This is a genomic window from Rhizobium sp. SRI_017 (assembly GCF_057586295.1).
In genome coordinates, this window is the sequence record NZ_JBYCZP010000009.1 from 31,922 (window position 1) to 54,713 (window position 22,792).

20 protein-coding genes are annotated in these 22,792 nt (G+C 61.4%); 15 read left to right on the forward strand and 5 right to left on the reverse strand.

Going from position 1 to position 22,792, the window contains the following annotated elements; all coding sequences use genetic code 11:
* The first annotated feature begins 15 nt into the window (after positions 1 to 15).
* Positions 16 to 1,650, forward strand: a complete 1,635-nt coding sequence (locus tag AC2YI2_RS19800; RefSeq protein ID WP_487388206.1) for an amidohydrolase — start codon at positions 16 to 18, stop codon at positions 1,648 to 1,650.
* Positions 1,651 to 1,836: 186 nt separating this feature from the next.
* Here the strand turns inward: AC2YI2_RS19800 and AC2YI2_RS19805 are convergent, their stop codons facing one another.
* From AC2YI2_RS19805 to argE, 3 genes are all read right to left on the reverse strand, one after another.
* Positions 1,837 to 3,039: an adenylate/guanylate cyclase domain-containing protein gene (locus AC2YI2_RS19805; RefSeq protein ID WP_487388207.1), complete on the reverse strand. Its 1,203-nt coding sequence runs from the start codon at positions 3,037 to 3,039 to the stop codon at positions 1,837 to 1,839.
* Between the two features lie 104 nt (positions 3,040 to 3,143).
* Positions 3,144 to 3,587, reverse strand: a complete 444-nt coding sequence (locus AC2YI2_RS19810) for a methyltransferase family protein (RefSeq protein ID WP_487388208.1) — start codon at positions 3,585 to 3,587, stop codon at positions 3,144 to 3,146.
* A 125-nt stretch (positions 3,588 to 3,712) separates the two neighbouring features.
* The gene (argE, locus tag AC2YI2_RS19815) at positions 3,713 to 4,864 is read right to left on the reverse strand and encodes an acetylornithine deacetylase (RefSeq protein WP_487388209.1); all 1,152 of its coding nucleotides are present in this window, start codon (positions 4,862 to 4,864) and stop codon (positions 3,713 to 3,715) included.
* A 325-nt stretch (positions 4,865 to 5,189) separates the two neighbouring features.
* Here argE and AC2YI2_RS19820 point away from each other — a divergent pair, with 325 nt between their 5' ends.
* The 13 genes from AC2YI2_RS19820 to AC2YI2_RS19880 all read left to right on the forward strand — a co-directional run bounded on the left by AC2YI2_RS19820 (position 5,190) and on the right by AC2YI2_RS19880 (position 16,509).
* Positions 5,190 to 6,521, forward strand: coding sequence for an ABC transporter substrate-binding protein (locus AC2YI2_RS19820; protein ID WP_487388210.1), 1,332 nt, complete (start codon positions 5,190 to 5,192; stop codon positions 6,519 to 6,521).
* Positions 6,522 to 6,647: 126 nt separating this feature from the next.
* Positions 6,648 to 7,592 carry a carbohydrate ABC transporter permease gene (locus AC2YI2_RS19825; RefSeq protein WP_487388429.1) on the forward strand — a complete coding sequence of 315 codons (945 nt, stop codon included), beginning with the start codon at positions 6,648 to 6,650 and terminating at the stop codon, positions 7,590 to 7,592.
* Positions 7,589 to 8,539 carry a carbohydrate ABC transporter permease gene (locus tag AC2YI2_RS19830; RefSeq protein ID WP_487388211.1) on the forward strand — a complete coding sequence of 317 codons (951 nt, stop codon included), beginning with the start codon at positions 7,589 to 7,591 and terminating at the stop codon, positions 8,537 to 8,539. The genes AC2YI2_RS19825 and AC2YI2_RS19830 overlap by 4 nt, the downstream gene beginning before the upstream one ends.
* Positions 8,536 to 8,739 (forward strand): hypothetical protein, encoded by a 204-nt coding sequence (locus tag AC2YI2_RS19835; RefSeq protein WP_487388212.1) that lies wholly within the window; start codon positions 8,536 to 8,538, stop codon positions 8,737 to 8,739. The genes AC2YI2_RS19830 and AC2YI2_RS19835 overlap by 4 nt, the downstream gene beginning before the upstream one ends.
* Before the next feature lie 5 nt (positions 8,740 to 8,744).
* Entirely contained in the window at positions 8,745 to 9,842 is a 1,098-nt protein-coding gene (locus tag AC2YI2_RS19840) for an ABC transporter ATP-binding protein (protein ID WP_487388213.1), read from the forward strand.
* Positions 9,835 to 10,848: an ABC transporter ATP-binding protein gene (locus AC2YI2_RS19845; RefSeq protein ID WP_487388214.1), complete on the forward strand. Its 1,014-nt coding sequence runs from the start codon at positions 9,835 to 9,837 to the stop codon at positions 10,846 to 10,848. The genes AC2YI2_RS19840 and AC2YI2_RS19845 overlap by 8 nt, the downstream gene beginning before the upstream one ends.
* Before the next feature lie 12 nt (positions 10,849 to 10,860).
* Positions 10,861 to 11,475, forward strand: coding sequence for a dihydroxyacetone kinase subunit DhaL (dhaL, locus tag AC2YI2_RS19850; protein ID WP_487388215.1), 615 nt, complete (start codon positions 10,861 to 10,863; stop codon positions 11,473 to 11,475).
* Positions 11,472 to 11,876 carry a dihydroxyacetone kinase phosphoryl donor subunit DhaM gene (gene dhaM, locus AC2YI2_RS19855; protein WP_487388216.1) on the forward strand — a complete coding sequence of 135 codons (405 nt, stop codon included), beginning with the start codon at positions 11,472 to 11,474 and terminating at the stop codon, positions 11,874 to 11,876. The genes dhaL and dhaM overlap by 4 nt, the downstream gene beginning before the upstream one ends.
* A gap of 49 nt (positions 11,877 to 11,925) precedes the next feature.
* Entirely contained in the window at positions 11,926 to 12,228 is a 303-nt protein-coding gene (locus AC2YI2_RS19860) for an HPr family phosphocarrier protein (RefSeq protein WP_487388217.1), read from the forward strand.
* Positions 12,215 to 13,819, forward strand: a complete 1,605-nt coding sequence (ptsP, locus tag AC2YI2_RS19865) for a phosphoenolpyruvate--protein phosphotransferase (protein ID WP_487388218.1) — start codon at positions 12,215 to 12,217, stop codon at positions 13,817 to 13,819. The genes AC2YI2_RS19860 and ptsP overlap by 14 nt, the downstream gene beginning before the upstream one ends.
* Positions 13,816 to 14,226 (forward strand): hypothetical protein, encoded by a 411-nt coding sequence (locus tag AC2YI2_RS19870; RefSeq protein ID WP_487388219.1) that lies wholly within the window; start codon positions 13,816 to 13,818, stop codon positions 14,224 to 14,226. The genes ptsP and AC2YI2_RS19870 overlap by 4 nt, the downstream gene beginning before the upstream one ends.
* Before the next feature lie 31 nt (positions 14,227 to 14,257).
* Positions 14,258 to 15,247 (forward strand): dihydroxyacetone kinase subunit DhaK, encoded by a 990-nt coding sequence (dhaK, locus tag AC2YI2_RS19875; protein ID WP_487388220.1) that lies wholly within the window; start codon positions 14,258 to 14,260, stop codon positions 15,245 to 15,247.
* Between the two features lie 272 nt (positions 15,248 to 15,519).
* A complete protein-coding gene (locus AC2YI2_RS19880; RefSeq protein WP_487388221.1) occupies positions 15,520 to 16,509 on the forward strand; it encodes a calcium-binding protein in 990 nt (329 codons plus the stop codon).
* An 84-nt stretch (positions 16,510 to 16,593) separates the two neighbouring features.
* On the opposite strand, the gene AC2YI2_RS19885 is transcribed toward AC2YI2_RS19880, so the two are convergent.
* Together AC2YI2_RS19885 and AC2YI2_RS19890 are read right to left on the reverse strand one after the other, a co-directional pair.
* Positions 16,594 to 20,496 carry a caspase family protein gene (locus tag AC2YI2_RS19885; RefSeq protein ID WP_487388222.1) on the reverse strand — a complete coding sequence of 1,301 codons (3,903 nt, stop codon included), beginning with the start codon at positions 20,494 to 20,496 and terminating at the stop codon, positions 16,594 to 16,596.
* Between the two features lie 98 nt (positions 20,497 to 20,594).
* Positions 20,595 to 21,710 carry a Gfo/Idh/MocA family protein gene (locus AC2YI2_RS19890; protein ID WP_487388223.1) on the reverse strand — a complete coding sequence of 372 codons (1,116 nt, stop codon included), beginning with the start codon at positions 21,708 to 21,710 and terminating at the stop codon, positions 20,595 to 20,597.
* 155 nt (positions 21,711 to 21,865) lie between these two features.
* Between AC2YI2_RS19890 and AC2YI2_RS19895 the strand changes: the two genes are divergently transcribed.
* Complete coding sequence (locus AC2YI2_RS19895) at positions 21,866 to 22,729, forward strand: MurR/RpiR family transcriptional regulator (RefSeq protein WP_487388224.1); 864 nt, start codon at positions 21,866 to 21,868, stop codon at positions 22,727 to 22,729.
* Positions 22,730 to 22,792: the final 63 nt, after the last annotated feature.

The following is a 22,792-nucleotide window of genomic DNA, read 5'->3' on the forward strand; positions in this document are numbered from 1 at the left end:
ATTTGAGAATAGCTGATGCCCTCCCCTGAACTCATCATCGTCAATGCCAACATCGTGACCATGGATCCGCTGACGCCGAAGGCCGAGGCGCTCGCCTCGGCGAACGGTCGAGTGACAGCGCTGGGCACGACGGCCGATATCAATGCGCTGGCCGGCAGCACGACCCGCGTGATCAACGCCGGTGGCCGTCTGGTGCTGCCGGGCTTCCAGGATACGCATATCCACCTACAGGATTCCGGCCAGGGCTATGGCCAGAATGCCGACCTCTCCGAAGCCCGAACGATCGACGAACTGGTCGAGACGATGCGGAAATTCGGCGCCTCGCATGAACGACCGTGGGTCGACGGGGTCGGCTGGTACACGGGCATCTTCACCGATGAGAATCTCGACCGCCACGTCCTCGATCGCGCCGTGCCTGATCGCCCCAGCTTCATCCTCGCTTCCGACGGTCACAATGCCTGCCTCAATTCCCGCGCCTGCGAATATATCGGCCTCGTCAAGGGCATCACTGATCCGCCGAATGGCCATTTCGTGCTCGACAGGGATGGCGTGCCGACCGGGATGCTGCATGAAGATGCCATCAAGTGGGCCGACGAGCGCATGCCGCAGCCCACCGACGATGACTTCGCCTTCGGCGTCAAATACGCCGCGGCACTGGCCAACCGCCACGGCATCACCGGCGTGCTCGACGCCTCTGTCAATGACCGCCATGTCCGCGTCTATGACCGCCTGGAGAAAGCCGGCGAACTGACCGTCCGCGTCTGCGCCACCGCCCGCGTCGATCCGGCCGAGACCACTGCGGGAGCGCTTGCTAGGATCTCGGCCTATCGCGCCGCCTACCAGTCCGAGATGTTCACCGTGCATTCGGCAAAATTCTTCCTCGACGGCGTGCTGGAAAACCGCACCGCGGTGATGCTCGACGACTATTCGGATGCGACCGGCGGCAATGCGCCCTTGATGTTCCGCCACGACCAGGTGCTCGAACTCTTCACCGCCTTCGACGCCGCCCGCTTCCAGCTCCATGTCCATGTGATCGGCGACGGCGCCTGCCGGGCGGCCCTTGATGGCTTCGAAGCGGCCCGCAAGGAGAACGGCAAATGGCCGAGCCTGCATCAGGTCGCGCATGTCCAGTGCATCGATCCATCAGACATTCCACGCTTCCACGAATTGGGGGCGATGATGAACATCCAGCCGCTCTGGGCGCGGCACGAGCCTTCGGTCACCGACGTCGCCCTTCCGATGGTCGGCGAGGCCCGCGGCAGGTGGATGTATGCCTTCCGGTCACTGATCGATGCCGGAGCAGCTTACGCGCTGTCATCGGACTGGGGCGTCTCGACGCTCAATCCGTTCGAGATCATGGAAACCGCCATCACTCGCCAGCCTCCTGGCCGGCCGCGGACGCATCCCGTCTTCCTGCCCGAGCAGCGAATGACCCGCGAGGAATGCGTCAAGGGCTATACGATCCACGCTGCGCGCGCCGCCTGGCGCGACGCCGACACCGGCTCACTGACGCCCGGAAAATATGCCGACATCATCATCCTCGATCGCGACATTTTCGCTTGCGACGTCTACGACATCGGCGACACGGAGGTGGTGCTGACGCTGCTCGGCGGGCGGGAAGTTCACAGGGATCAAGGGTTCGACGGCTGAGCAAATCGCGTCAGCGCGCTCACGGCCGTTCGGCACTGACCGGGCATAAGGATGATTGAGGACGGCCAGCGTGATCTCGCGGCAGCCGCCTGACGTCAATCAGCAGCCCGACCCCGTTCTTAAGTTAACGGCGGTCGCATCCTGCGGGTCTTCTCGCAGACCGAATGGGTTTCGTCCAGCGGATCATCACCGCTTCACCGCATAGAGCTGCATCGGCTCACTCACGCCCCGCAGCGAGAACTCGCCGACGGCCACCAGCTTGTCGCGTTGCGGGACTTCGCAGACATCGGCGAAACCAGCTGAAACCAGCGCATCCCGCTGCGTCGTCTTGCAAACTGTGCAGATACGGCTGACTTCGTTGACAGCGGGCCCGACCACGGTGAAGTCGAGCCGGTTGCGGCTGCCGATATTGCCATAGAACACCGTGCCGAGATGAAGTCCGACGTAAACGCCGGTGCAGGGTTCCTTGCGGGCATTGCGGCGCTGGTTGAGATATTCGAGATCGCGGCGCAGTTCGCGCTCGGTCTTGAGCGCGCGTGATGCCGCCGCAGCGAGATCCGGCCCCTTGAAGATGGCCAGCACGCCGTCGCCGATCAGTTTCAGAACATTACCGCCGTTGCGATGCAAGGCGCTGATGACGACCGACGAATAGTCGTTGAGCAGCGGCATGATCTGTTCGGGCCGGGCAGAATCGAGGATGGCGGTATAGCCCTTGAGATCCGAGAGCCAGATCACCGCGTCGATCGTTTCGGCCTGGCCGCGGGCCACCTGCCCGTCGAAGACGCGCGTCGCCGCATCCTGGCCGAGATAGACGCGGGCGAGTGTCTTGACAATGCGGATGCTGCCGACGCTCTTGAGCGCGAGCGCGAGCGTCGGCATCAGCCGGCGCAGGACCGAAAGGTGATCATCCGTGAAGCCGTCGGCGTCGCGCGTGCCCCAAACGGAATAGAAGGCATTCATCGCCCCGATGCTGCCCTTGCCGGTGAAGCGCTCGATGCGGGAGAAGACATCGGTATAGCCTTCCTCCTTCAACTCCGGCAGGCGATAGAAATCAGTGGGCGCCCCCTTGGCGATCGCGCGCCGAACTTCGGCTTCCCCTGTCGTCACAAGATAGTTGAAGACCGAGTTTTCCCAGTTCTCCTTGGTCACGCCTTTGTCGCTCGAGGAATAGGTCCGAAGCGGCCGCGGACCCGTATCCTGTGCCCGCCATTCGAAGGCGTGGCCTTCGAATTCGGGATGGATCGTGTCCATCAGGCCGACGGCATAGGAAATCGGCACGCCGATATTGTTGCATCGTTCGCAGAAGGCGCGGAAGAGTTCGTTGGGCTCGTCCCCACGCAAGCCGGCTTCTGCCATCCAGTGCAGGATATCGACCTCGCCTTCTTGCATCCGAATTCACCTCGATTCACTCGGCCTAGGGGTAGAAGCGATGGTCGAAAGGCGCAAGGGTCTTGAGCATCAGCGGGCACAAAACCACTCGCCCGGCGAAGACGTCAGATCCAGCGCCGAACCTTGCTGCGATACTCGTCATAGCGAGCGCCGAATACGCGCTGCATGGCCCTTTCCTCCATGGGGATGAAGGTTCGATCCATGAGTATCAGGAAGATCAGGGGAACCGCATAGCCGAGGAATTCCCCGAAGCCGATGGAAATCCCGGCGAGCACGACGACCATCCCGAGATACATCGGGTTGCGCGTGTGGCGGAACCAGCCCGACGTCACCAGTTCATTGGGATCATTGTAAGGTATGATGTTGGTCTTGACCCGATGAAAAAGGCGGGCCGAAGGGAGCGTGATCGCCAGACCGAGGATGAACAGAAGACCACCCAGGATCCAATCAAGGGGTCCAGGGATTGGACGTGGACTGTCGAAAAGCAGATTGGCGGCAACGATCAACACAATCGCCGCGAGAAAGATATGCGGAGGCAGAATTCGCATCGTGCGTCCCCGTCGTTATCCGGCTGTTCCCGATTGGCCGGTGACCTCAACGAGATAGGTGTCGCGCAGGGCATGCACAAGGGCAGCCTCAACGGCTTCATGGCATGATCTGCGCTCGACCGGCCTTAGTCTGCCTTGAGCGTCTCCGTCACCCGACGCAGCATGCCGCGGCACTCCTCCATCTGCTCGACAGTGACGAATTCGTCGGGCTTGTGGCCCTGATCCATGCTGCCAGGACCGCAGACGATAGCCGTCGTTCCGAGCACCTCCTGGAAGAGCCCACCCTCTGTGCCAAACGCAACCTTGATGCGGTTGGCCTGTCCGGAAAGCGAGATGGCGCGGCCAGCGATCTCGCCCGTTTTGTCGGTCGAGAGGCCAGGATATTCATTGAAGATCTCGAGCTTGATCTCGGCTTCGGGAAACATGTTTTTCTTCGGCGCAACAATGGCTTCGGCGCGATCGAAGAACTGGTTCATGATGGCCTTCGGATCGTCATCGGCGATGTTGCGGATCTCGAACAGCATCTCGCACTGGTCGGGCACGATATTGAGTGCCGTGCCTCCCTTGATCACGCCGGCATGCAGCGTCGTGTAGGGCACGTCGTAGTCCGGATCGCGTATTCCTGATCGTTCGATTCCAGCCTGCATCTCGCGAATATTGGACAGCATGTCGGCGGCGAGATGGATGGCGTTGAGGCCGGTGGGCGCCAGCGCCGAGTGGGCGGCATGCCCGCGGCAGGTGGCGCGGATGCCGGTCTTGCCCTTGTGGCCGGTCGCGACCTGCATATGGGTCGGCTCACCGATCAGCACCCATTCCGGCTTGATGCCCGCAGCGGCGAGTTCGGTGAGCATGGGCCGTACGCCGACGCAGCCGATCTCCTCGTCGTAGGAAAAGGCGACATGCAGTGGACGGGCGAGGTCCTGATCCTTTGCCGCGACCAGCGCCTCGATGGCGCAGGCGATAAAACCCTTCATGTCGGCGGCGCCTCGACCCAGCAACTGGTTGTCGCGGCGGGTGAGCCGGAACGGATCGGAGGTCCAGGCCTGGCCCTCGATGGGCACGACATCGGTATGTCCCGAAAGGACCACCCCGCCGCGCTTGTTCGGCCCGACGGTGGCAAACAGCGAGGCGCGGTCGCCATTCTCATGCGGATAGAGCGCGGCCTCGATCCCCGCACCAGCCAGGAAATCGGCGATATAGCGGATGAGATCGATATTGCCGTCGCGGCTGACCGTCGGGAAAGCGATCAGGCGGTCGAAGATGTCGTAGACTTGCATGCGAGGCGACTCCGTGTTGGCCGGAGCATAGTGATTTCAGAAACGATTTCATCCCCAGTGATTCAAAACGTGTCGCGTAGCGAACGTTCAGCTCATGCGAAAAGTTGAGCCAAAACAATAAACTAAACACCGGATACGCCTCCAACTCGCTCTCACCTGCTGCAATGCAGCACATTTTTCGATTGCCATGTTTAGTGATTTGTGGCGATATAAACAAATAACTCAACATTCGGGTGGGGAGACCCAGGTGCCGAGTTATTGGTCCCACGGGAACGGGACCGATCCGGACCGGCATGGGGCCGGTGCCAACTGGGAGAGAGAAATCATGCGCCATTTAGGAAAAGCGATACTGGGAGCCGCATCGGTTGCGGTGTTTGCTCTCGGCACAGGAAATGCCGCCAAGGCCGAAACGCTGACGCTGTGCTGGGCGGCCTGGGATCCGGCCAATGCGCTGGTGGAACTGTCGAAGGATTTTACCGCCAAGACCAAGATCGACATGAAATTCGAATTCGTGCCGTGGACCAACTATGCCGACCGCTTCCTCAACGAACTCAATTCCAAGGGCAAGCTCTGCGACCTGATCATCGGCGACAGCCAGTGGATCGGTGGTTCGGCCGAGAACGGCCACTATGTCAAGCTGAACGACTTCTTCGACAAGGAAGGCATCAAGATGGATGACTTCGTGCCGGCGACGGTCGTCGGCTATTCGGAATGGCCGAAGAACACGCCGAACTACTGGGCGCTGCCCGCGATGGGCGACGTCGTCGGCTGGACCTATCGCAAGGACTGGTTCTCTAAGCCGGAACTGCAGAAGGAATTCAAGGAAAAGTACGGCTGGGACCTGGCCGCGCCGACCACTTTCGAGCAGCTCAAGCAGATCGCCGAATTCTTCCAGAAGCGCGAGATCGACGGCAAGACCGTCTATGGCGCCTCGATCTATACCGAGCGCGGCTCGGAAGGCGTGACGATGGGCACGATGGACGTGCTCTACTCGTTCGGCTTCAAATACGAGAACCCGGACAAGCCCTATGACATGGAAGGCTTCGTCAATTCGGAGAAATCCGTGAAGGGGCTGGAATTCTATAAGGCGCTCTACGACTGCTGCACCCCACCCGGCGCGTCGAACAGCTATATGGGTGAAGGCGTCGATGCCTTCAAATCCGGCCAGGTGGCCATGCATATGAACTTCGCCTTCACCTGGCCAGGCCTGCAGAAGGACGAAGCCGTCGGTGGCGACAAGATCGGCTACTTCGCCAATCCCAAGGGACCGGACGGAGACCAGTTCGCCCAGCTTGGTGGCCAGGGCATCTCGGTCGTGTCCTATTCCGACAAGCAGGAAGCAGCGCTGCAATATATCAAGTGGTTCGCCCAGCCTGATGTGCAGGCCAAGTGGTGGCAGCTCGGCGGCTTCTCGTGCCTGAAGGCCGTGGTCGAAGACCCAGGCTTCGTCTCGAGCCAGCCCTATGCCAAGACCTTCCTCGAATCCATGGCGATCGTGAAGGACTTCTGGGCAGAGCCGAGCTACGCCTCGCTGCTGCAGGCTTCGCAGAAGCGCTTCCACGACTATGTCGTCGCCGGCAATGGCTCGGCGAAGGACGCACTCGACGGCCTGGTCAAGGACTGGACCGAAGTCTTCGAGGACGACGGCAAGATCTAAACCTTCTCCCCGGAAAGGTCTCGCCGTTACGGCGGCGGGGCCTGACCGGGAGCTTCGAAATCCGGGCCGCGTGGCGGCAACATGAAATCCAAGGAAAATCCGGTGACCGACACCACCTCATCCGCGATGGATAGGGCCGCCGAAGCTTTGGCCCGAAAGACGCCGCTGGCTACTGCCAAGCGCATCCGGGGCCTGTCCGACAGGGCGATCGCCTGGGTTTTCATCTTCCCGGCCATCGCGCTCTTGCTGGCGATCAACATTTTCCCGCTGATCTGGGCGATCTATCTGTCCTTCACCAATTTCCGCGCCAACCGGCCGAATGCGGTCGTCGAGAATGTCGGTCTCCGAAATTACGAGCGCGTGCTCAACGATCCCGATATCTGGATGGCAATGCAGACCACGGCGCATTTCGTGTTCTGGACCATCCTGCTTCAGACCATCATCGGCTTTACGCTCGCCTATCTGATCGACCGCAAGTTCCGGGGGCATGCCTTCTGGACGACGATCATCCTGATCCCGATGATGCTGTCTCCGGCCGTGGTCGGCAATTTCTGGCGCTTCCTCTATGAGCCGCAGATCGGCCTGTTCGCCTATGCCGTATCCTTCGTGTCAGGACTGCAGCCATCCGATATCCGGATGCTCGGCGACGTCAATCTGGCGCCTTGGTCGATCATCATCGTCGATACCTGGATGTGGACGCCCTATGTGATGCTGATCTGCCTGGCCGGCCTGCGCTCGATCCCGGACTATATCTATGAGGCGGCCGAGGTCGACCGTGCCTCCAACTGGCGGCAATTCTGGACCATCACCGTGCCGATGGCGCTCCCCTTCATCATGCTGGCGGTGCTGTTTCGCGGCATCGAGAATTTCAAGATGTTCGACATGGTGACGCTGCTGACCGGCGGCGGGCCAGGCTCTGAAACCGAGGTCGCCTCGATCACGCTCAAGCGCCAGGCCTTCGAAAGCTGGGCGACCGGGCGGGCGTCAGCCTTCGCCATCATCCTCTTCGTCGCGGTGTTCGGCCTCGCCAACATCTATGTCAAGGCGCTCAACAAGGTGAAGCAGAGATGAGTGGAAATGCCGCCCATTCGGTCGTCGAGCCGAGCCTGACCAGCAAGCGTATCGCCGGCGCCATCGTCATCCTCTACGCGCTAATCACCATGGTGCCGCTCGCCTGGATCTTCCTGACATCAATCAAGTCGCCGCCGGATTCGATCGCCTATCCGCCACGCATCCTGTTCACCCCGACGCTCGAGGGCTATTGCAACCTGTTCTCCACGCGGACGCGGCAAACTCCTGACTACATCGCTTCTCTGGGCGCTCCGAAAGGCACCTGCGACGAGGTGACCCGCAAGCGCAACATGGTGATCGCAGGGCCGTCAAACTTCCTGCCGCGCTTCGTCAATTCGCTTATCATCGCTTTCGGCTCCACCTTCCTGGCCGTATTTCTCGGCACGCTCGCGGCCTATGGATTTTCGCGCTTCAAGGTGCCGCTGGCCGACGACCTCCTGTTTTTCATCCTGTCGACCCGGATGATGCCGCCCATCGCCGTCGCGATCCCGATCTACCTCATGTATCGCGAACTCGGCCTTTCCGACACGGCGATAGGCATGATCCTGCTCTATACCGCCGTCAACGTGTCGCTCGCCGTTTGGCTGCTCAAGGGCTTCATCGACGAAATCCCGCGCGAATATGAGGAGGCGGCGATGATCGACGGCTATACGCGGCTGCAGGCCTTCCGCAAGGTCGTGCTGCCGCAGGCGACCACGGGCATTGCCGCTACCGCGATCTTCTGCCTGATCTTCGCCTGGAACGAATACGCTTTCGCGGCGCTGCTGACATCGGGCACGGCCCAGACCGCGCCGCCCTTCATCCCGACCATCATCGGCGAAGGTGGACAGGACTGGCCGGCGGTCGCTGCAGGCACGACGATCTTCCTGATCCCGATCCTTCTCTTCACCATCCTGCTTCGCAAGCAGCTCTTGCGCGGCATCACCTTCGGAGCGGTGCGCAAATGACGGCCGATGTGACGAAAACCAATACCAAGCGATCGGCCTGGCTGCGCCGGGGACGGCTGGAAAATATCGCGGTCGCGCTGATCGGCGCCGGCTTCCTGATGATGTTCCAGCCCTTCGCGATGAGCCTTTACACCTGGTCCTTTGTCACGCTGCTGGCCGGCACGGCGATGTTCGTCATCGTCTCGAAATTTCCGGAGTGAGTGCAGTGTCGGAAATCAGGGTACAAGATCTCAAAAAGTCGTTCGGTGATTTCAACGCCGTGCAGAACTCGAACTTCGTCGTCGAGAACGGGGAGTTCCTGGCACTGCTCGGACCGTCGGGCTGCGGCAAGACAACGACGCTCAGAATGATCGCAGGACTCGAACTGCCGACATCGGGCCAGATCCTGCTCGACGGCAGCGACGTGACGATGCTGCGCGCTCGCGATCGCGACATCGCTTTCGTCTTCCAACTTTTCGCGCTCTACCCGCATATGAGCGTGCGGAAGAACATCTCCTATCCGCTGGTCAACCAGGGCATGCCGCGCGCGGAGATCAAGGAGCGGGTCGAGGAAACAGCGAAGCTCCTGCAGATCGGCCACCTGCTTGACCGCTCGGTTTCGGGGCTGGCCGGCGGCGACCGGCAGCGCGTGGCGCTCGGTCGCGCCATCGTACGGCGGCCGAAATGCTTTCTGATGGACGAGCCGCTCGGCACGCTCGATACCGAGTTTCGTGACCTGATGGTGCGGGAATTGAGGGAGCTCCACAATCGCATCGGCGCCACCACCGTCTATGTCACACACGACCAGCTGGAAGCCATGTCGATGGCCGACAAGATCGCGGTCATGAGCAATGGCGTCATCGAACAATATGGCACGCCGGAGGAAATCTATAACCGTCCGGCGACCATGTTCGTGGCCGATTTCATCGGTTCGCCGCCGATGAATTTCATGCGTTTCGAAGCGGGCCTGAAGAAGGGCGATACCAGTGTTGCGATCGATGGCCAGCCGGTCTTCCTGCCGGAGATCCGGGAGGACGTTGCGCCGGCGAAACTGGTTCTCGGCGTGCGACCCGAGCATATCCGTTTCGACGACCGTTCCGGCCTACGCGGCCGCGTGTTCGAAACCGCCTATCTCGGCACATCGCAGATCGTTGCGATCGATATCGGCGGCACGATGATCAAGGCTCGGACGTCATCGTCCCGCCAACTTGCCGCGGGCGACAATGTCGGTTTGACCTTCGACGGGCCGAAGCTGTCGCTGTTCGACGAGGCTTCCGGCCGGGCGATCCGCACCGCATTGCATGATGGAGGGCATCATGGCTGACATCGCACTCCAACAGGTGAGCAAGAGCTTTGGGGACACCCAGGCCGTCAAAGGCATTTCGCTCGATATTCACGACGGCGAGTTCGTCGTACTGCTCGGCCCGACCGGCGCGGGCAAGACGACGACGCTGCGGCTCGTGGCCGGACTCGAAAAGGCCGATAGCGGCAATGTCATGATCGGTGGGGAAAGGGTCAACGACCTGCCGCCGTCGGCGCGCGACACCGCCTTCGTGTTCCAACAATATTCGCTCTATCCGCATCTGACGGTCTACGAGAACCTGGCCTTCCCGCTCCAGTCGCCGGCACGCCGGCTGGATAAGCCGGCTATCGACCGGCGGGTGCGAGAGGTCGCGGCCATGGTTCGCATCGGCCACAAGCTCGAGAACAAGGCGACGCGGCTTTCGGGCGGCGAAATGCAGCGCGTGGCGATCGGCCGGGCGCTGGTGCGCGAACCCTCCGTCTTCCTGATGGACGAGCCGCTCTCTTCGCTCGACGCCAAGCTGCGCGCCGATCTCCGGCTCGAGCTCAAGCGCATCCAGGCCGATCTCGGCGCGACCATGCTTTATGTGACCCATGACCAGATCGAAGCCATGACCATGGCCGACCGGATCGGCATCCTGCACGAGGGCGAATTGGTGCAGGTCGGGTCTCCCCGCGAAATCTACGAGCGGCCGGCCAACCTGCATGTCGCCGCCCGGCTCGGCCAGCCGGCGATCAATCTCGTCGATCCCGGCCTGATCCCCGGCCAGGGCATTCCGGCCGAGACAAAGGTGATCGGCGTCCGAACCGAGCATATGGAGATCAATCCCGCAACCAATGGAGCGGCCAATGCCGAGATCGACTGGATCGAACATCTTGGTGACCAGAAGCACTTGCACCTCAGGTGCCAAGGCAAGAAGCTCATAAGCCTGGCCGATCCGGCTTCGCCGCTCAAGGCGGGCGACCAGGTGGCGCTGACGCTGACCAATCCGCTCTATTTCGGCGCGGATGGCAGGCGGATCGGGTGAATGGATATTGATATGGCAGAAACATTGACCGCTAACGACCTCAAGGCCCTGATGGGCACGATCTCGCAGCTGATCGCCGCCCATGCGGACGAACTGACGGCGCTCGATTCCGCGATCGGCGACGGCGACCACGGTCACAATATGAAGCGAGGATTCGAGGCGCTAATGGCCGAGCGTGATGCGATCTCCATCAAGCCGCTTGGCGAGGCGCTGAAGGCTGCCGGCATGAAACTGGTCATGACCGTTGGAGGCGCGTCCGGGCCACTCTTCGGAACACTGCTGATGACTCTTGGCAAGGAAATTGGCGAGACGCCCGATCGCGCAGCGTTCAACGCCGCCTTCCGCAAGGCAGTCGACAGTGTCGCGGCACGCGGCAAGTCGGAGAAGGGCCAGAAGACGATGCTCGACGTTCTCTATCCGATCGCCGATGCGCTGGACGGCGGTGCCGATGGCTCGGGCGTCAAGGTCGTGGCGGCAGAAGCTGCGGAAGCGACCGTGCCGGTTCTTGCCACGCGCGGCCGCGCCTCTTTCCTCGGCGAACGGTCGGTCGGCCATATGGATCCGGGTTCGCGCTCGGTCTCACTGCTCGCCGAAGCCATCGCAGATTTCATGGAGAAGCGCCGATGAACGGCTCAGCAGAACAGAATGTCGGCATCGTCATCGTCTCCCACTCGCCCAAGGTGGCGGAGGGGACGGCAGACATGGTGCGGCAGATGGTGGGCGACGAGGTCAAGCTCGCCTGGTGCGGCGGTGACCCCTCTGGTGGGCTCGGCACTTCGGTCGAGGCGATCATCGCCGCGATCGAGAATGCCTGGACCGAGAAAGGTGTCGCCATCCTCGTCGATCTCGGTGGGGCCGAGACCAATTCGGAAATGGCGATCGAGATCATCGGCGAGCCGAAATCCGAGAAGATCCGGATCTGCAATGCGCCCGTCGTCGAGGGCGCGGTGATGGCGGCGACGGAAGCATCCGGCGGCGCCCTGCTCGGCGCGGTGGTGGCAACAGCGGAAGAGCTTTCCCCGCTCTGACGGGTGGGATAGAGCGACGGATCAAGGTATCCGGAATATGGAGATCGGAATGGAAACGGTGAGCGCGGAAACACAGGTGAAGATCACCCATGCGGTGGGCCTGCACGCGCGCCCATCGGTCAAGTTCACCAAGCTTGCCAAGACGTTCGACGCCAAAACCGAGATCGCCTCGGCCGAGAGCGGCCCCTGGATCGATGCCAAGAGCATCGTCAAGGTGATGGCGATGAAGGCGCCGGAGGGCACCGTTCTGCATATCCGGGCGAGCGGCGGCGATGCGGATGCGGCGGTCGCGACGCTCCGGGCACTCGTCGAGCGCAATTTTGACGAAGGCGAAGGCCATGACCCAGGCTGAGATGCGCTTTTCGGGCCTGCCGGCCAGCGCGGGCTTTGCGCGCGGTCCTGTCTTCTGCGCGGCAAAATCCGAGCGCGGCACCTATATCAAGCACAAATCCACCGATGCCGAATATGCTCATCTCGTTGCTTCGATCGAGCAGGCGCTGGAGGCGACGGCAGAGTTGATGGGTAAAGCCAGCGGCGACGCTGCCGATATCCTCGAATTTCAGGTCGCCATGCTTGGCGACGACACATTCCCGGAGGCAGCGCGCGCCCTGATCGACAGAGGTTCCGCGGCTGATATCGCCTGGGCCGAAGTGCTCGACCAGGAGATCGACAATTACGCGCAGTCGGAAGAGGAATATTTCCGCGCCCGCACTGCGGACCTGACCGACATTAGAGACCGCGTGTTGCGCGCCTTGCGTGGCGATAGCGAAGCCTCGATCCCCGTAGGTGTCATTTATCTCGCCGACGACATCACGCCGAGCGCCTTCCTGGTTCACGACTGGACCGGCGGCGGCATCGCGCTCCGCCAGGGCAGCACGACCAGCCACGTCGCCATGCTGGCGCGGCAGGGCGGCGTGCCGATGGTGGTGGGTATCGGCGCCGGGCATGTCGAGAAGGATTGCCAAGCCATCCTCGACGCCAAGGCCGGTAGCCTCGTGGTGTCGCCGGATGAAGCTGCGCTACACGCCTGGAAGGCCGGAAGGGCCTCGTTCGAAGCAGATGCCGCCGTCGCGGCCCGCTTTGCGCCGCAGCCGGCCCGGACCGCCGACGGTATTTCGATCGCCATCCATGTCAACATCGCCGACCCCGCGGACACAGACCATATCGATATCGGCCATGTCGACGGTGTCGGCTTGATGCGCACGGAGTTCCTCTACGGCAAGGGTCTGCCGGACGAGGAGACGCAGTATCGCGCCTATCGCAAGGTCCTCGGATGGGCGGGAGCCAAGCCGGTGACGATCCGCACGGCCGATGCCGGGGGCGACAAGCCCGTGCCGGGCTTCACGATCGAGGAAAGCAATCCCTTCCTCGGCGTGCGTGGTATCCGTCTCTGCCTTGCCAAGCCCGAGATTTTCCGCGTCCAGATCCGGGCGCTGCTCCGCGCCGGCGTGCACGGCAATCTCAAGATCATGCTGCCAATGGTCTCGGTGCCACGGGAAATCGATCAGACGCGCGCATTGTTCGACGAGGAAATGGGCAAGCTCGCTATGGACGGCCTGCCCTTCGCCATGCCGGAACTCGGCATCATGGTCGAGGTGCCCTCGGTGGCGATCACGCCCCAACGGTTCTCGAACGCCGCTTTCTTCTCGATAGGCTCGAACGACCTCACACAATATGTGATGGCGGCATCGCGAGATAGCGGTGCGCTCGCAGCCCTTGCCAAGACCGACGATCCCGCCGTGCTGTCGCTGATCTCGAATGTCGCAGCCCATGGTACCCAAACGGGTATCCCGGTCAGCCTGTGCGGCGATGCTGGCAGCGACCCGGCGCTGGTGCCGTGTCTCATCAAGGCCGGTTTGCGATCGCTCTCGGTGGCGGCCTCGCGGATAGGCGCGGTCAAGGCGGCAATCGCGGGTATCAACCTGATGGACCAGAGCGCGTGAACGAACTCATCCCGATCGATCCGGTCAAGCAGTACAAGGCGCGGCTCTCGGCGCTGATTGACAAGCGTCCCTCCGGCACGCGCCAGCGCATCGCCGACGCGCTCGGCAAGCACCGCAGCTTCGTGACGCAGATCCTGTCGACCGCCTATGCGACCCCGCTGCCGGCCAAGCATGTGCCTGTTATCTTCTCGGTCTGTCATTTCAATGCCGAGGAGAAGCGGCAGTTTCTCGAAGATTACCATGCCGCCCATCCGGAGAAGCGCGAGGAACTGGATGGCGATACCGTGCTCAGGCACATGTCCCTGATGGTGCTCGACTTCAAGGACGACGAGAAGAACCGGCAGTTCGACGAGGCGATTGCAGAATTCGCACATCGGATGGCGGCGATCATGGGCAAGGTGGGTTGAGGGGTCTTATGAAACTGGGAGGAGGAAAACGATGAAAAAGTTCATGAACGCGGCGGGCGATATCCTGACCGAGAGCCTGGCCGGTTTCGCCGCAGCGCATGCCGATATCCTGACACTCGATCCGTCGGGAAAGTTCTTGCGCCGCAAGACCCTCAAGCCGGGCAAGGTCGCGCTTCTCTCGGGCGGTGGCTCGGGTCATGAGCCGCTGCATGGCGGCTTTGTCGGCCACGGCATGCTCGATGCCGCCTGCCCCGGCCAGGTCTTCACCTCCCCCACGCCGGACCAGATCATGGAGGCGGCTGCGGCCGTCGATACCGGTGCCGGCTGCCTTTTCATCGTCAAGAACTACGAAGGCGACGTGATGAATTTCGAGATGGGCGCCGAGATGTCTGGCGGCCAGGTCGCGAGCGTCATCACCAACGACGACGTCGCAGTCGAGGATTCGACCTGGACGACCGGGCGACGCGGCGTAGCGGGCACGCTTGTTGTCGAAAAGATCGCCGGCGCCGCGGCTGAGAACGGCATGGCGCTCGAGCCACTCACCGCGCTCGCCAAGCGCGTCAATGCCAGCGCCCGCTCGATGGGCGTGGCGCTGACCAGCTGCACGGTGCCCGCCGCTGGCAAACCGACCTTCGAGATCGGCGACGGCGAGATGGAATTCGGCGTCGGCATCCATGGCGAACCAGGCCGTCGTCGCGACACGCTCAGAAGCGCCAACGAGATCGCAGAAGAGATCTGCACGTCGATCGTCCACGACCTCGGCGAACGCGCGAAGGGCAATGCCTTGCTCTTCGTCAACGGCTTCGGCGGCACGCCGGCGATGGAGCTCTATCTCATGTATGGCATCGCCCGCGACCTGCTGGGAAAGCAGGGCGTGAAAGTCGTGCGTTCGCTGGTCGGCTCCTATGTCACCTCACTCGACATGGCTGGATGTTCGATCACGGCTATCATGATGGATGACGAGATGCTTGATCTCTGGGACCAGCCGGTCCACACCGCCGGACTTCGCTGGGGGATGTAATCGCCCCGCACGACTCTCCATTGCCTTGCTGACGCGACGTCATCAGGTCGACTCTGCGGGAACCTATCCCCGCAGAGCACGTTCGCCCGTCATGACTGGCATGCGCTCGAATCCCCGACTTTCCTGAACGCCGGATTAACGACGGTTTCAGATTCAATTCAGCGCAGGACGGCTAGAGCACCGACAATGCCCGTATCCCTGCCGTGATTTGACCACTAATCTGATCCAGATCGGCGTTCGGGATAGCGGGTGCGGACTATAAGGAGACATCCATGGCCAAGAAGACCTATGAGGGCGACAACGGCGTCGACATCGTCAACCAGACGCAGAGCAAGGACTATTACAACATCATCACCAAAGGCGGGGATGACGAGATCAGCCTGACGCTGACCGATACCTGGGTGGATGCCGGCGACGACAACGATATCGTCAAGAGCGATATCGAGGGCCGGAACCGGATCGACCTTGGCGGCGGCGAGGACACTTATACCGGCAAGGGTTTTGCCAAGAACAATGCCCATGACGAAGTCTATGGCGGCGCTGGCGACGACACATTGACCGCTTTCACCGCGCAGAGCGAATATTGGGGCGGCGGCGGCGACGATCTTATTTCGTCTGCTGGCTACTGGAACCTGCTCGTGGGCGGCGACGGCAATGACACCGTGAGTTACCTAGCCCAGGACGATGACAAGTATCTCGAGGGCTGGGGCGTCGATCTCGACCTCGGCCGCGAGTTTGCCCGCACCGGTGAAGGCCGGAAGGAGAAGCTCGAGGACTTCGAAAATGCCGAGGGTACGTCCTTCGGTGATGGCATTCTCGGCTCGAAAGGCGACAACAAGCTCTGGGGCATGGGCGGCAAGGATGATGTTGCCGGCTTCAAGGGCAATGACAAGCTCTTCGGCGGCGATGGTGAGGATTTTCTGTCCGGTGCCAACGGCAAGGATGAATTGACCGGCGGCAAGGGCGCGGACCATCTCGAAGGTGGTGGCGGCGCAGACGTCTTCATCTTCGCCGACGTCAACGAGATGGGCAAGGGCAGCAATGCCGACACCATCGAGGACTTCGAGGACGGTGACAAGATCGACCTGTCGGGCGCCGGCAACTTCACCTTCATCGATGACCAGAATTTCAGCAACGCGGCCGGTGAATTGCGCTTCGACAACGGCGTCCTCCAGGGCGACGTCGATGGCGACGGCAATGCCGATTTCGAGATCAAGGTGAAGGACGTGAACGCGCTGCAGGACAGCGACTTCACTCTCTGATCTCTACGCCTTGCATCTCCAAACCAAAAACGCCCGGCCATTCTTTGGCCGGGCGTTTCGTTTTGCAAGACATTCGAAGTTCGCTTAAGTCCGCGAGCCCGTCAGCTTGTCGATGGCGATCGAAATGGTGGCGCCGAAGACGCCGTCGATCGGTCCGGAATAGTAGCCGCGCTCCTGCAGCAGCCGCTGCACTTCCTGGCGGAATTCCGGTGTGAAGTTCTTGGCGCCGCCCTTCATATCGTTGATGAAGGGCGTCTCGCCGCCTTCCATCGATGACACAGCGAGACGTGCAGCTTCGCGGGCATCCTGAGGCGTACCCATGCCGCGGTCATAGAGGTAGGAGAGATTGCCCATGGCGTAGGCATTGCCGCCTTCGACCGCCTTCTCGTACCATGTCTTGGCCTGCTGGTAATCCTGGCGCACACCCTTGCCGTTTTCGTAGAGCCAGGCGAGCGAGGCCATGCAGTAAGAGTCGTTGCGTTCCGCCCCCTTCTCGTACCACAGGCGCGCTTCTTCCAGGTTGACCGGCGTGCCGAGGCCGTTCTGGAGCGCATAGCCCATCGAGCCCATGGAATTCAGATCACCGAGGTCGGCGCCGCGACGGTAGTAGTCGAGCGACTTGGCATAGTCACGCTGTACACCGACGCCTTCGCGGTACATGTAGCCGAGCGCCGAGAAGGCATAGGCGTCGTTCTGCGCCGAGGCCATCTCGTACCAGCGCAGCGCTTCCGGATAGTTGACCGGCATGCCGAGACCGTACTGCGCCATGTAGCCCAGCGAGGACATGCCGTTCACGTCGTTCTTCTCAGCCGCGCGACGATAAAGATCGAGCGCCTTGCCGTAATCCTGATCGACGCCCTTACCTTCGCGATAGAGCCAGGCGAGTGCCGAGAGCGAATAGGGATCGTTCTTCTCGACCGCCTTCTCGTACCAGTAGCGGGCTTCTTCGAAGTTGACGTCGGTGCCGAAGCCGTTCTGCAGCGCATAGCCAACAGAGCCCATGGCGTTGATGTCGCCCTGCATCGCGGCCTTGCGGTAGAATTCGAGCGATTTCACATAGTCGCGCTCGGTGCCGAGGCCTTCACGATAGAGATAGCCGACTGAAGCCTGAGCATTGGCATAGTCCTGCTGCGCCGCCTTGATGTACCAGTCAAAGGCCACCTTGTGGTTCTTTGAAATGCCGCCGTAACCTTCGCGGTATATCCAGCCGAGTGAGGCCTGAGCATAGGAGTTGCCGGCACTTGCCGCCCGCTCCATCATGCGCATGCCCTTCTGCATGTCCTGCGTTTCGCCATTGCCGTAGATCGCGAGCCAGGCCATGTTCGAATAAGCATAGGAATTGCCCAGATCGACCGCCTTCTGATACCAGCGGCGCGCCTGCTCGTAATTGCGGTCCATGTCATAGGCACGGCCGAGAATGTCATAGAGCATCGAGTCGCGTGGATCCTGCTCCACCGCCCGGGTGCAGACATCGATCGCCTTGCGCACCGGAATATCGGCGAAGAGCACGCCGGCGAAATTGGGCTCCGAACCCGGCTCTCCGCCGAGTTCGTAGCATTCCTTCGCGTCCTTCGTCTGGCTCTTCACATTCGGCCGGAAGGTGATCGCATCAGCGATGGTGGTCGAAATGCTGTTGTTGGTCTGATTGTTGTTGCCATCCGTCGTCGCGTTGCCGCTCGACGAAATGCCGACGCCATCGAGGGTGTTGCTGGTGCTGTTGTCGGCCTGGGTCGGGTTCAGATCCTTGCCGGCGGCGAGGCTGTCGATCGCGATCATCGTGTCGGCGCCGAAATCACCGTTCACGACACCACGGAAATAGCCGCGCTCCTGGAGCACCCGCTGGAATTCCTTGCGGAAATTGGCCGAGAAGTTGGTCGGCGAGGTCTTGAGTTCCTCGAGCTTGCCGGTATCGCCGCTTTCGACGGCAGCCACGGCCCAGCGGACTGCTTCCTTGGGATCGACGGAGGTGCCGAGGCCCTGGTCATAGAGGCGCGAGAGATTGCCCATGGCATAGGCGCTGCCGGCGTCGGCGGCCTTCTCATACCAGTAGCGGGCTTCGACATAATCCTGCTTCACGCCTGCGCCGGCGTCATAGAGGAAGCCGAGCGAGGCCATGGAATAAGCGTCGCCGGCATTGGCACCCTTCTCATACCACTGGCGGGCTTCTTCATAGCTCTGCGGCATGCCGAGGCCGTTCTGGGCGGCATAGCCCATGGCGGAGATCGAGCTCAGGTCGCCGGCATCTGCGCCGCGGCGATAGTAGTCGAGCGACTTCTGGTAATCCTTGTCGACGCCGACGCCATCGCGATAGAAGCCGCCGAGATTGCCGAGCGCGGACGCATTGCCCTGTTCGGCAGCCTTCTCGTACCACTTGATGGCTTCGGCATTGTTCTGCTCGGTGCCGCCATAGCCGTCACGATAGAGGAAGGCGAGCGAGGCCTGGGCAAAATGGTTGCCCTGGATCGCGCCCTTCTCGAAAGCCTTCTTGCCCTCTTCGACATTGACCGGACCGTCGATGCCATAGACCGAGAACCAGCCGAGATTGGTCAGGGCGTAGAGATTGCCCATCTCGGAGGCCTTGGTGTAGTTGCGGCGGGCCTCGGTATAGTTCCGGTCGGCCTCATGCGCGCGGCCGAGCAGGTTGGTCAGCATCGCGTCCTGCGGATTTTCGTTCACTGCCTGCGCGCAGGCGGTGAGCGCGCGCCGCGCGTCCATCTTCTTGAGATAGACACCCGGGAAGCCCGTCATAGACTGCGGCTCGGCGGCGAGCAGATAGCAGTCACGCGCGGCCGCCGTGTCCTTCATGTCGGACGAAATGATGCTCTGGTTCTGCGCCGGTGCGAGCGAAGCAATCGCGATTTCGGCGTCCTTCTTGTACTGGCTTTCGGGATAGCGCTCCATGAAGCGTTTGATCGCCGCGAGGTCGGTCGAACCCTTGAGTGCCTCCCAGGCGATCTGGTCAGCGCTGATATCGGCATTGGCTTCGGCTGCAGCGAGCAGCTTCAGCTTCTTCTCGGCCAGCATCTTGTAGACCGGGTCTGCACCATGCTTGGTGATGAAGGCTTCGAGAAGTTCCTTGTCGGCAAGATCCTTGATGTTCTGCCAGTCGGCGGCGGCCGAAGAGATGCCGTTCGGGGCGACCTCTTCCTTCTTGGTCTCCGTCTTGGTGTCGGTGTTGGTGTTGATGGTGACGTTCAGTTCCTTGATCGAGAGGTAGATCTGCGCGCCGCCGAGCGAGCCATAGACGAAAGGCTCCTGCTTGCGCTGCGTGACCTTCACCACCTCGTCGCGGACTTGGCCGAGGGCGATACGGATATCGACACCGGGCTGTGTGATGTATTTCGAGAGCGCTTCGGCAAAGGGCGAGTTCACGCCCGCGCCATCGAGCGCCACCGTTCCGGCGCGCGATGCATAGGCGACGAGCGTATCGGCACCTTCCGGCTCGACCTTGGCGAGGCCTTTCTGGATCGCGCGAGTGCCCGACGTCGCGGCCATCGCTTCGATGAAGGGGTTGTTGCGGCAGGCATCCAGGATGATGAGCTTCAACCGAGTCGCGCCATTGAGGGAGCGTTCTGCACGGTCAAGGGCGAGCGCCTCGTCCTCGACGTCGCGGTCGGTCTTGAGCACGGCATCAGTAGGGATCAGATAGTTAGTGCCCCCCATTTCGATGCCATGGCCGGAATAATAGAGGAGAGCAACCTCAGAGCCATAGGCCTTATCCTCGAAAGATCTCAAGGCCTTCTTCATGCCGACCAGGTCGACATTGATCGCCACGTCGACCTCATCGAACCCCGCGTCGATCAGGGTCTTGCGCATGAGCTCGACGTCGTTCGTGGGATTCCGGAGCGGCGTCGTCGCGCGGTACTCCGCGTTGCCGATCAGCAACGCCACGCGCTTGGCGGCTTCCGCCGCACCACCGGTGAAGGAGATTACCGCTGCAAATACAACCAGGAAAGGGAGACGGCGTGGTGTAAGCCGCGTAAACATGCCCGTACCTCCAGAAACTTGTTCGGGAATATTACGGATGGCCATGCCAGTTTCAATGACACAGGCAGAGATTTTTTAACCTGAAATGAACAATAGCTTCAGGCTGTCTTCATCCAGCGACGCTCGAAGTGCGATTGTGCCATGGCGTGGACTGCCTGTTCAATAGCAAATCCGGTATCGAAATCGACGATATGGGCCGCGTCGCCTGATATGGCGGAGAGCAATTCACGGCATTCGATGATCTTGAGATCGTTGAAGCCGAGGCCATGGCCCGGCGCCGGAATGAACTTTCCATAGATGGGATGACTGCCAGACGTGAGAACCGTGCGGAAGCCGTGATTCGCCGGCTCGCCCGCGCGATCATAGAGCTGAAATTCGTTCATCCGCTCCTGATCATAGAGAAGCGCACCATTGGAGCCGTAGATCTGTACAAAGATCCGGCCTTTGCGGCCCCAAGCGGAGCGATTGGCCATGAGCACGCCCGAGACGCCGTTCCCGAAGGCGAGCAGAACGTTGGCGATGTCGTGGTTCTCGACCGCACGGCGGCCGCCGTCACGCGACGGGCGTTCGGCGTAGGGCTTGGCCATATCAGTCATCACTTGGGCCGGCAGGCCGACAAGCACTGAAAGCAGCGACAGAGGATGCACGGCGAAATCGTCAAGCGCGCCATAACCGGATTGAGCCTCGCTCTTCCAATAGAAGGGCTCGGTCGGATCGGCCATGTAGTCCTCGTCCATCTCGACGCGGACATGGGTGACGTCGCCGATGGCGCCGTCCCGGATCAGCGCAGACATATGCCGGATCAGCGGGTTCTGGATGTAATTGTAGCCCATGACAGCCACCTTGCCGGAGGCGCGCTGGGCGGCGCGCATGCGTTCCGCATCGGCGAGCGACGTCGCCATCGGCTTTTCGCACCAGACATGCTTGCCGGCTTCAAGCGCCGATATCGCCATCTCGGCATGGAACTGGTTGGGGGTCGTGATGGAAATGACACCGATCTCGGGATCCGTGAGCAGGTCACGCCAATTTCCCGTACTACTCGCGAAGCCGAGTTCCGTCGCTTTCCGCCGCGCCAGGTCCGCATCGATCTCGGCCAGTCCGATCAGGCGCGGGCGCTCGACATTACCGAAGACCGAGGCGACCGAATTCCAGGCCAGCGCGTGGCACTTGCCCATATAGCCGGTTCCGATGAGGCCGACGCCAATACCTGCCATGTCGATATCTCCTATTTCCGGAACAAATACGCTAACGACGACAAAAGGGGAATGAAAATTTCACGATGTGAGAAGACTTCACCAATTTTATCCTATAACAGTGGAACAAACGTTCCGCGACTGATATGTGAAGGCCATCACTGTCGGAGGAGATGATGGACGAAGCAGCAATCCAGGCGCCGCCACGCGACTTCGAGAGCCTGCGCGCGCTGATGGTGGCGATGAAGGACGAGTTGCCCAAGCGCCTCGCCCAGGTCGCCGCCTATTCGCTCGGCAATCCCGACGAAATCGCCTTCGGCACCGCGGCCAGTATTGCGTCGGCGGCCGATGTCCAGCCGTCAACGCTGGTGCGATTGGCCCGCCACCTCGGGTACGATGGATTCTCCGACCTGCAGAGCATCTTCCGCAGCCGACTCAAGGAGAAGCACCTCTCCTACGAGGAGCGCCTCAGCAATCTCGAACAGGGCGGCAAGCATGTCGAGGAAACCGAACTGCTACGCGGCTTCCTCAATGCCGCGTCGCAATCGATCAGCCGTCTCGCCGCGACGGTGGACCCGGCGCAATTCGCCCGCGCTGTCGACATGCTGGCAGGCGCTGAAACGATCTATCTCATTGCCAAGCGCCGCGCCTATCCACTGACGGCGCATATGGCCTATGCTCTGGGCAAACTTGGCATCCGCTATGTCATGGTCGCCTCGCCCAACGGTGTCGAGCCGGAAATGGCGCAGTTCGCAACGCGTCGTGATGTGGCATTTGCCGTCTCCTTCTCGCCTTATGCCTCCGAGACCGTTACCTATGCCCAGGCCTTCGCCGAGCGCGGCGTGCCGCTGGTGTCGATCACCGACTCGGTGTTTTCTCCGCTGACCAGCCATTCCAAGGTCTGGTTCGAGGTGGCCGAGTCGGACTATTCCGGCTTCCGCTCGATTTCGGCCTCGATGGCGCTTGCCATGGCGCTGCCCGTTGCCGTTGCCGAGAAGCGGCGGCAGGGCAGTCATCACGGGGTGCCCAAGGAAAAATGAAACAAAAATTCTATTTGACATTTTTTCGGAATTAATGTTTCACTTTGATCATCAGAACATGCA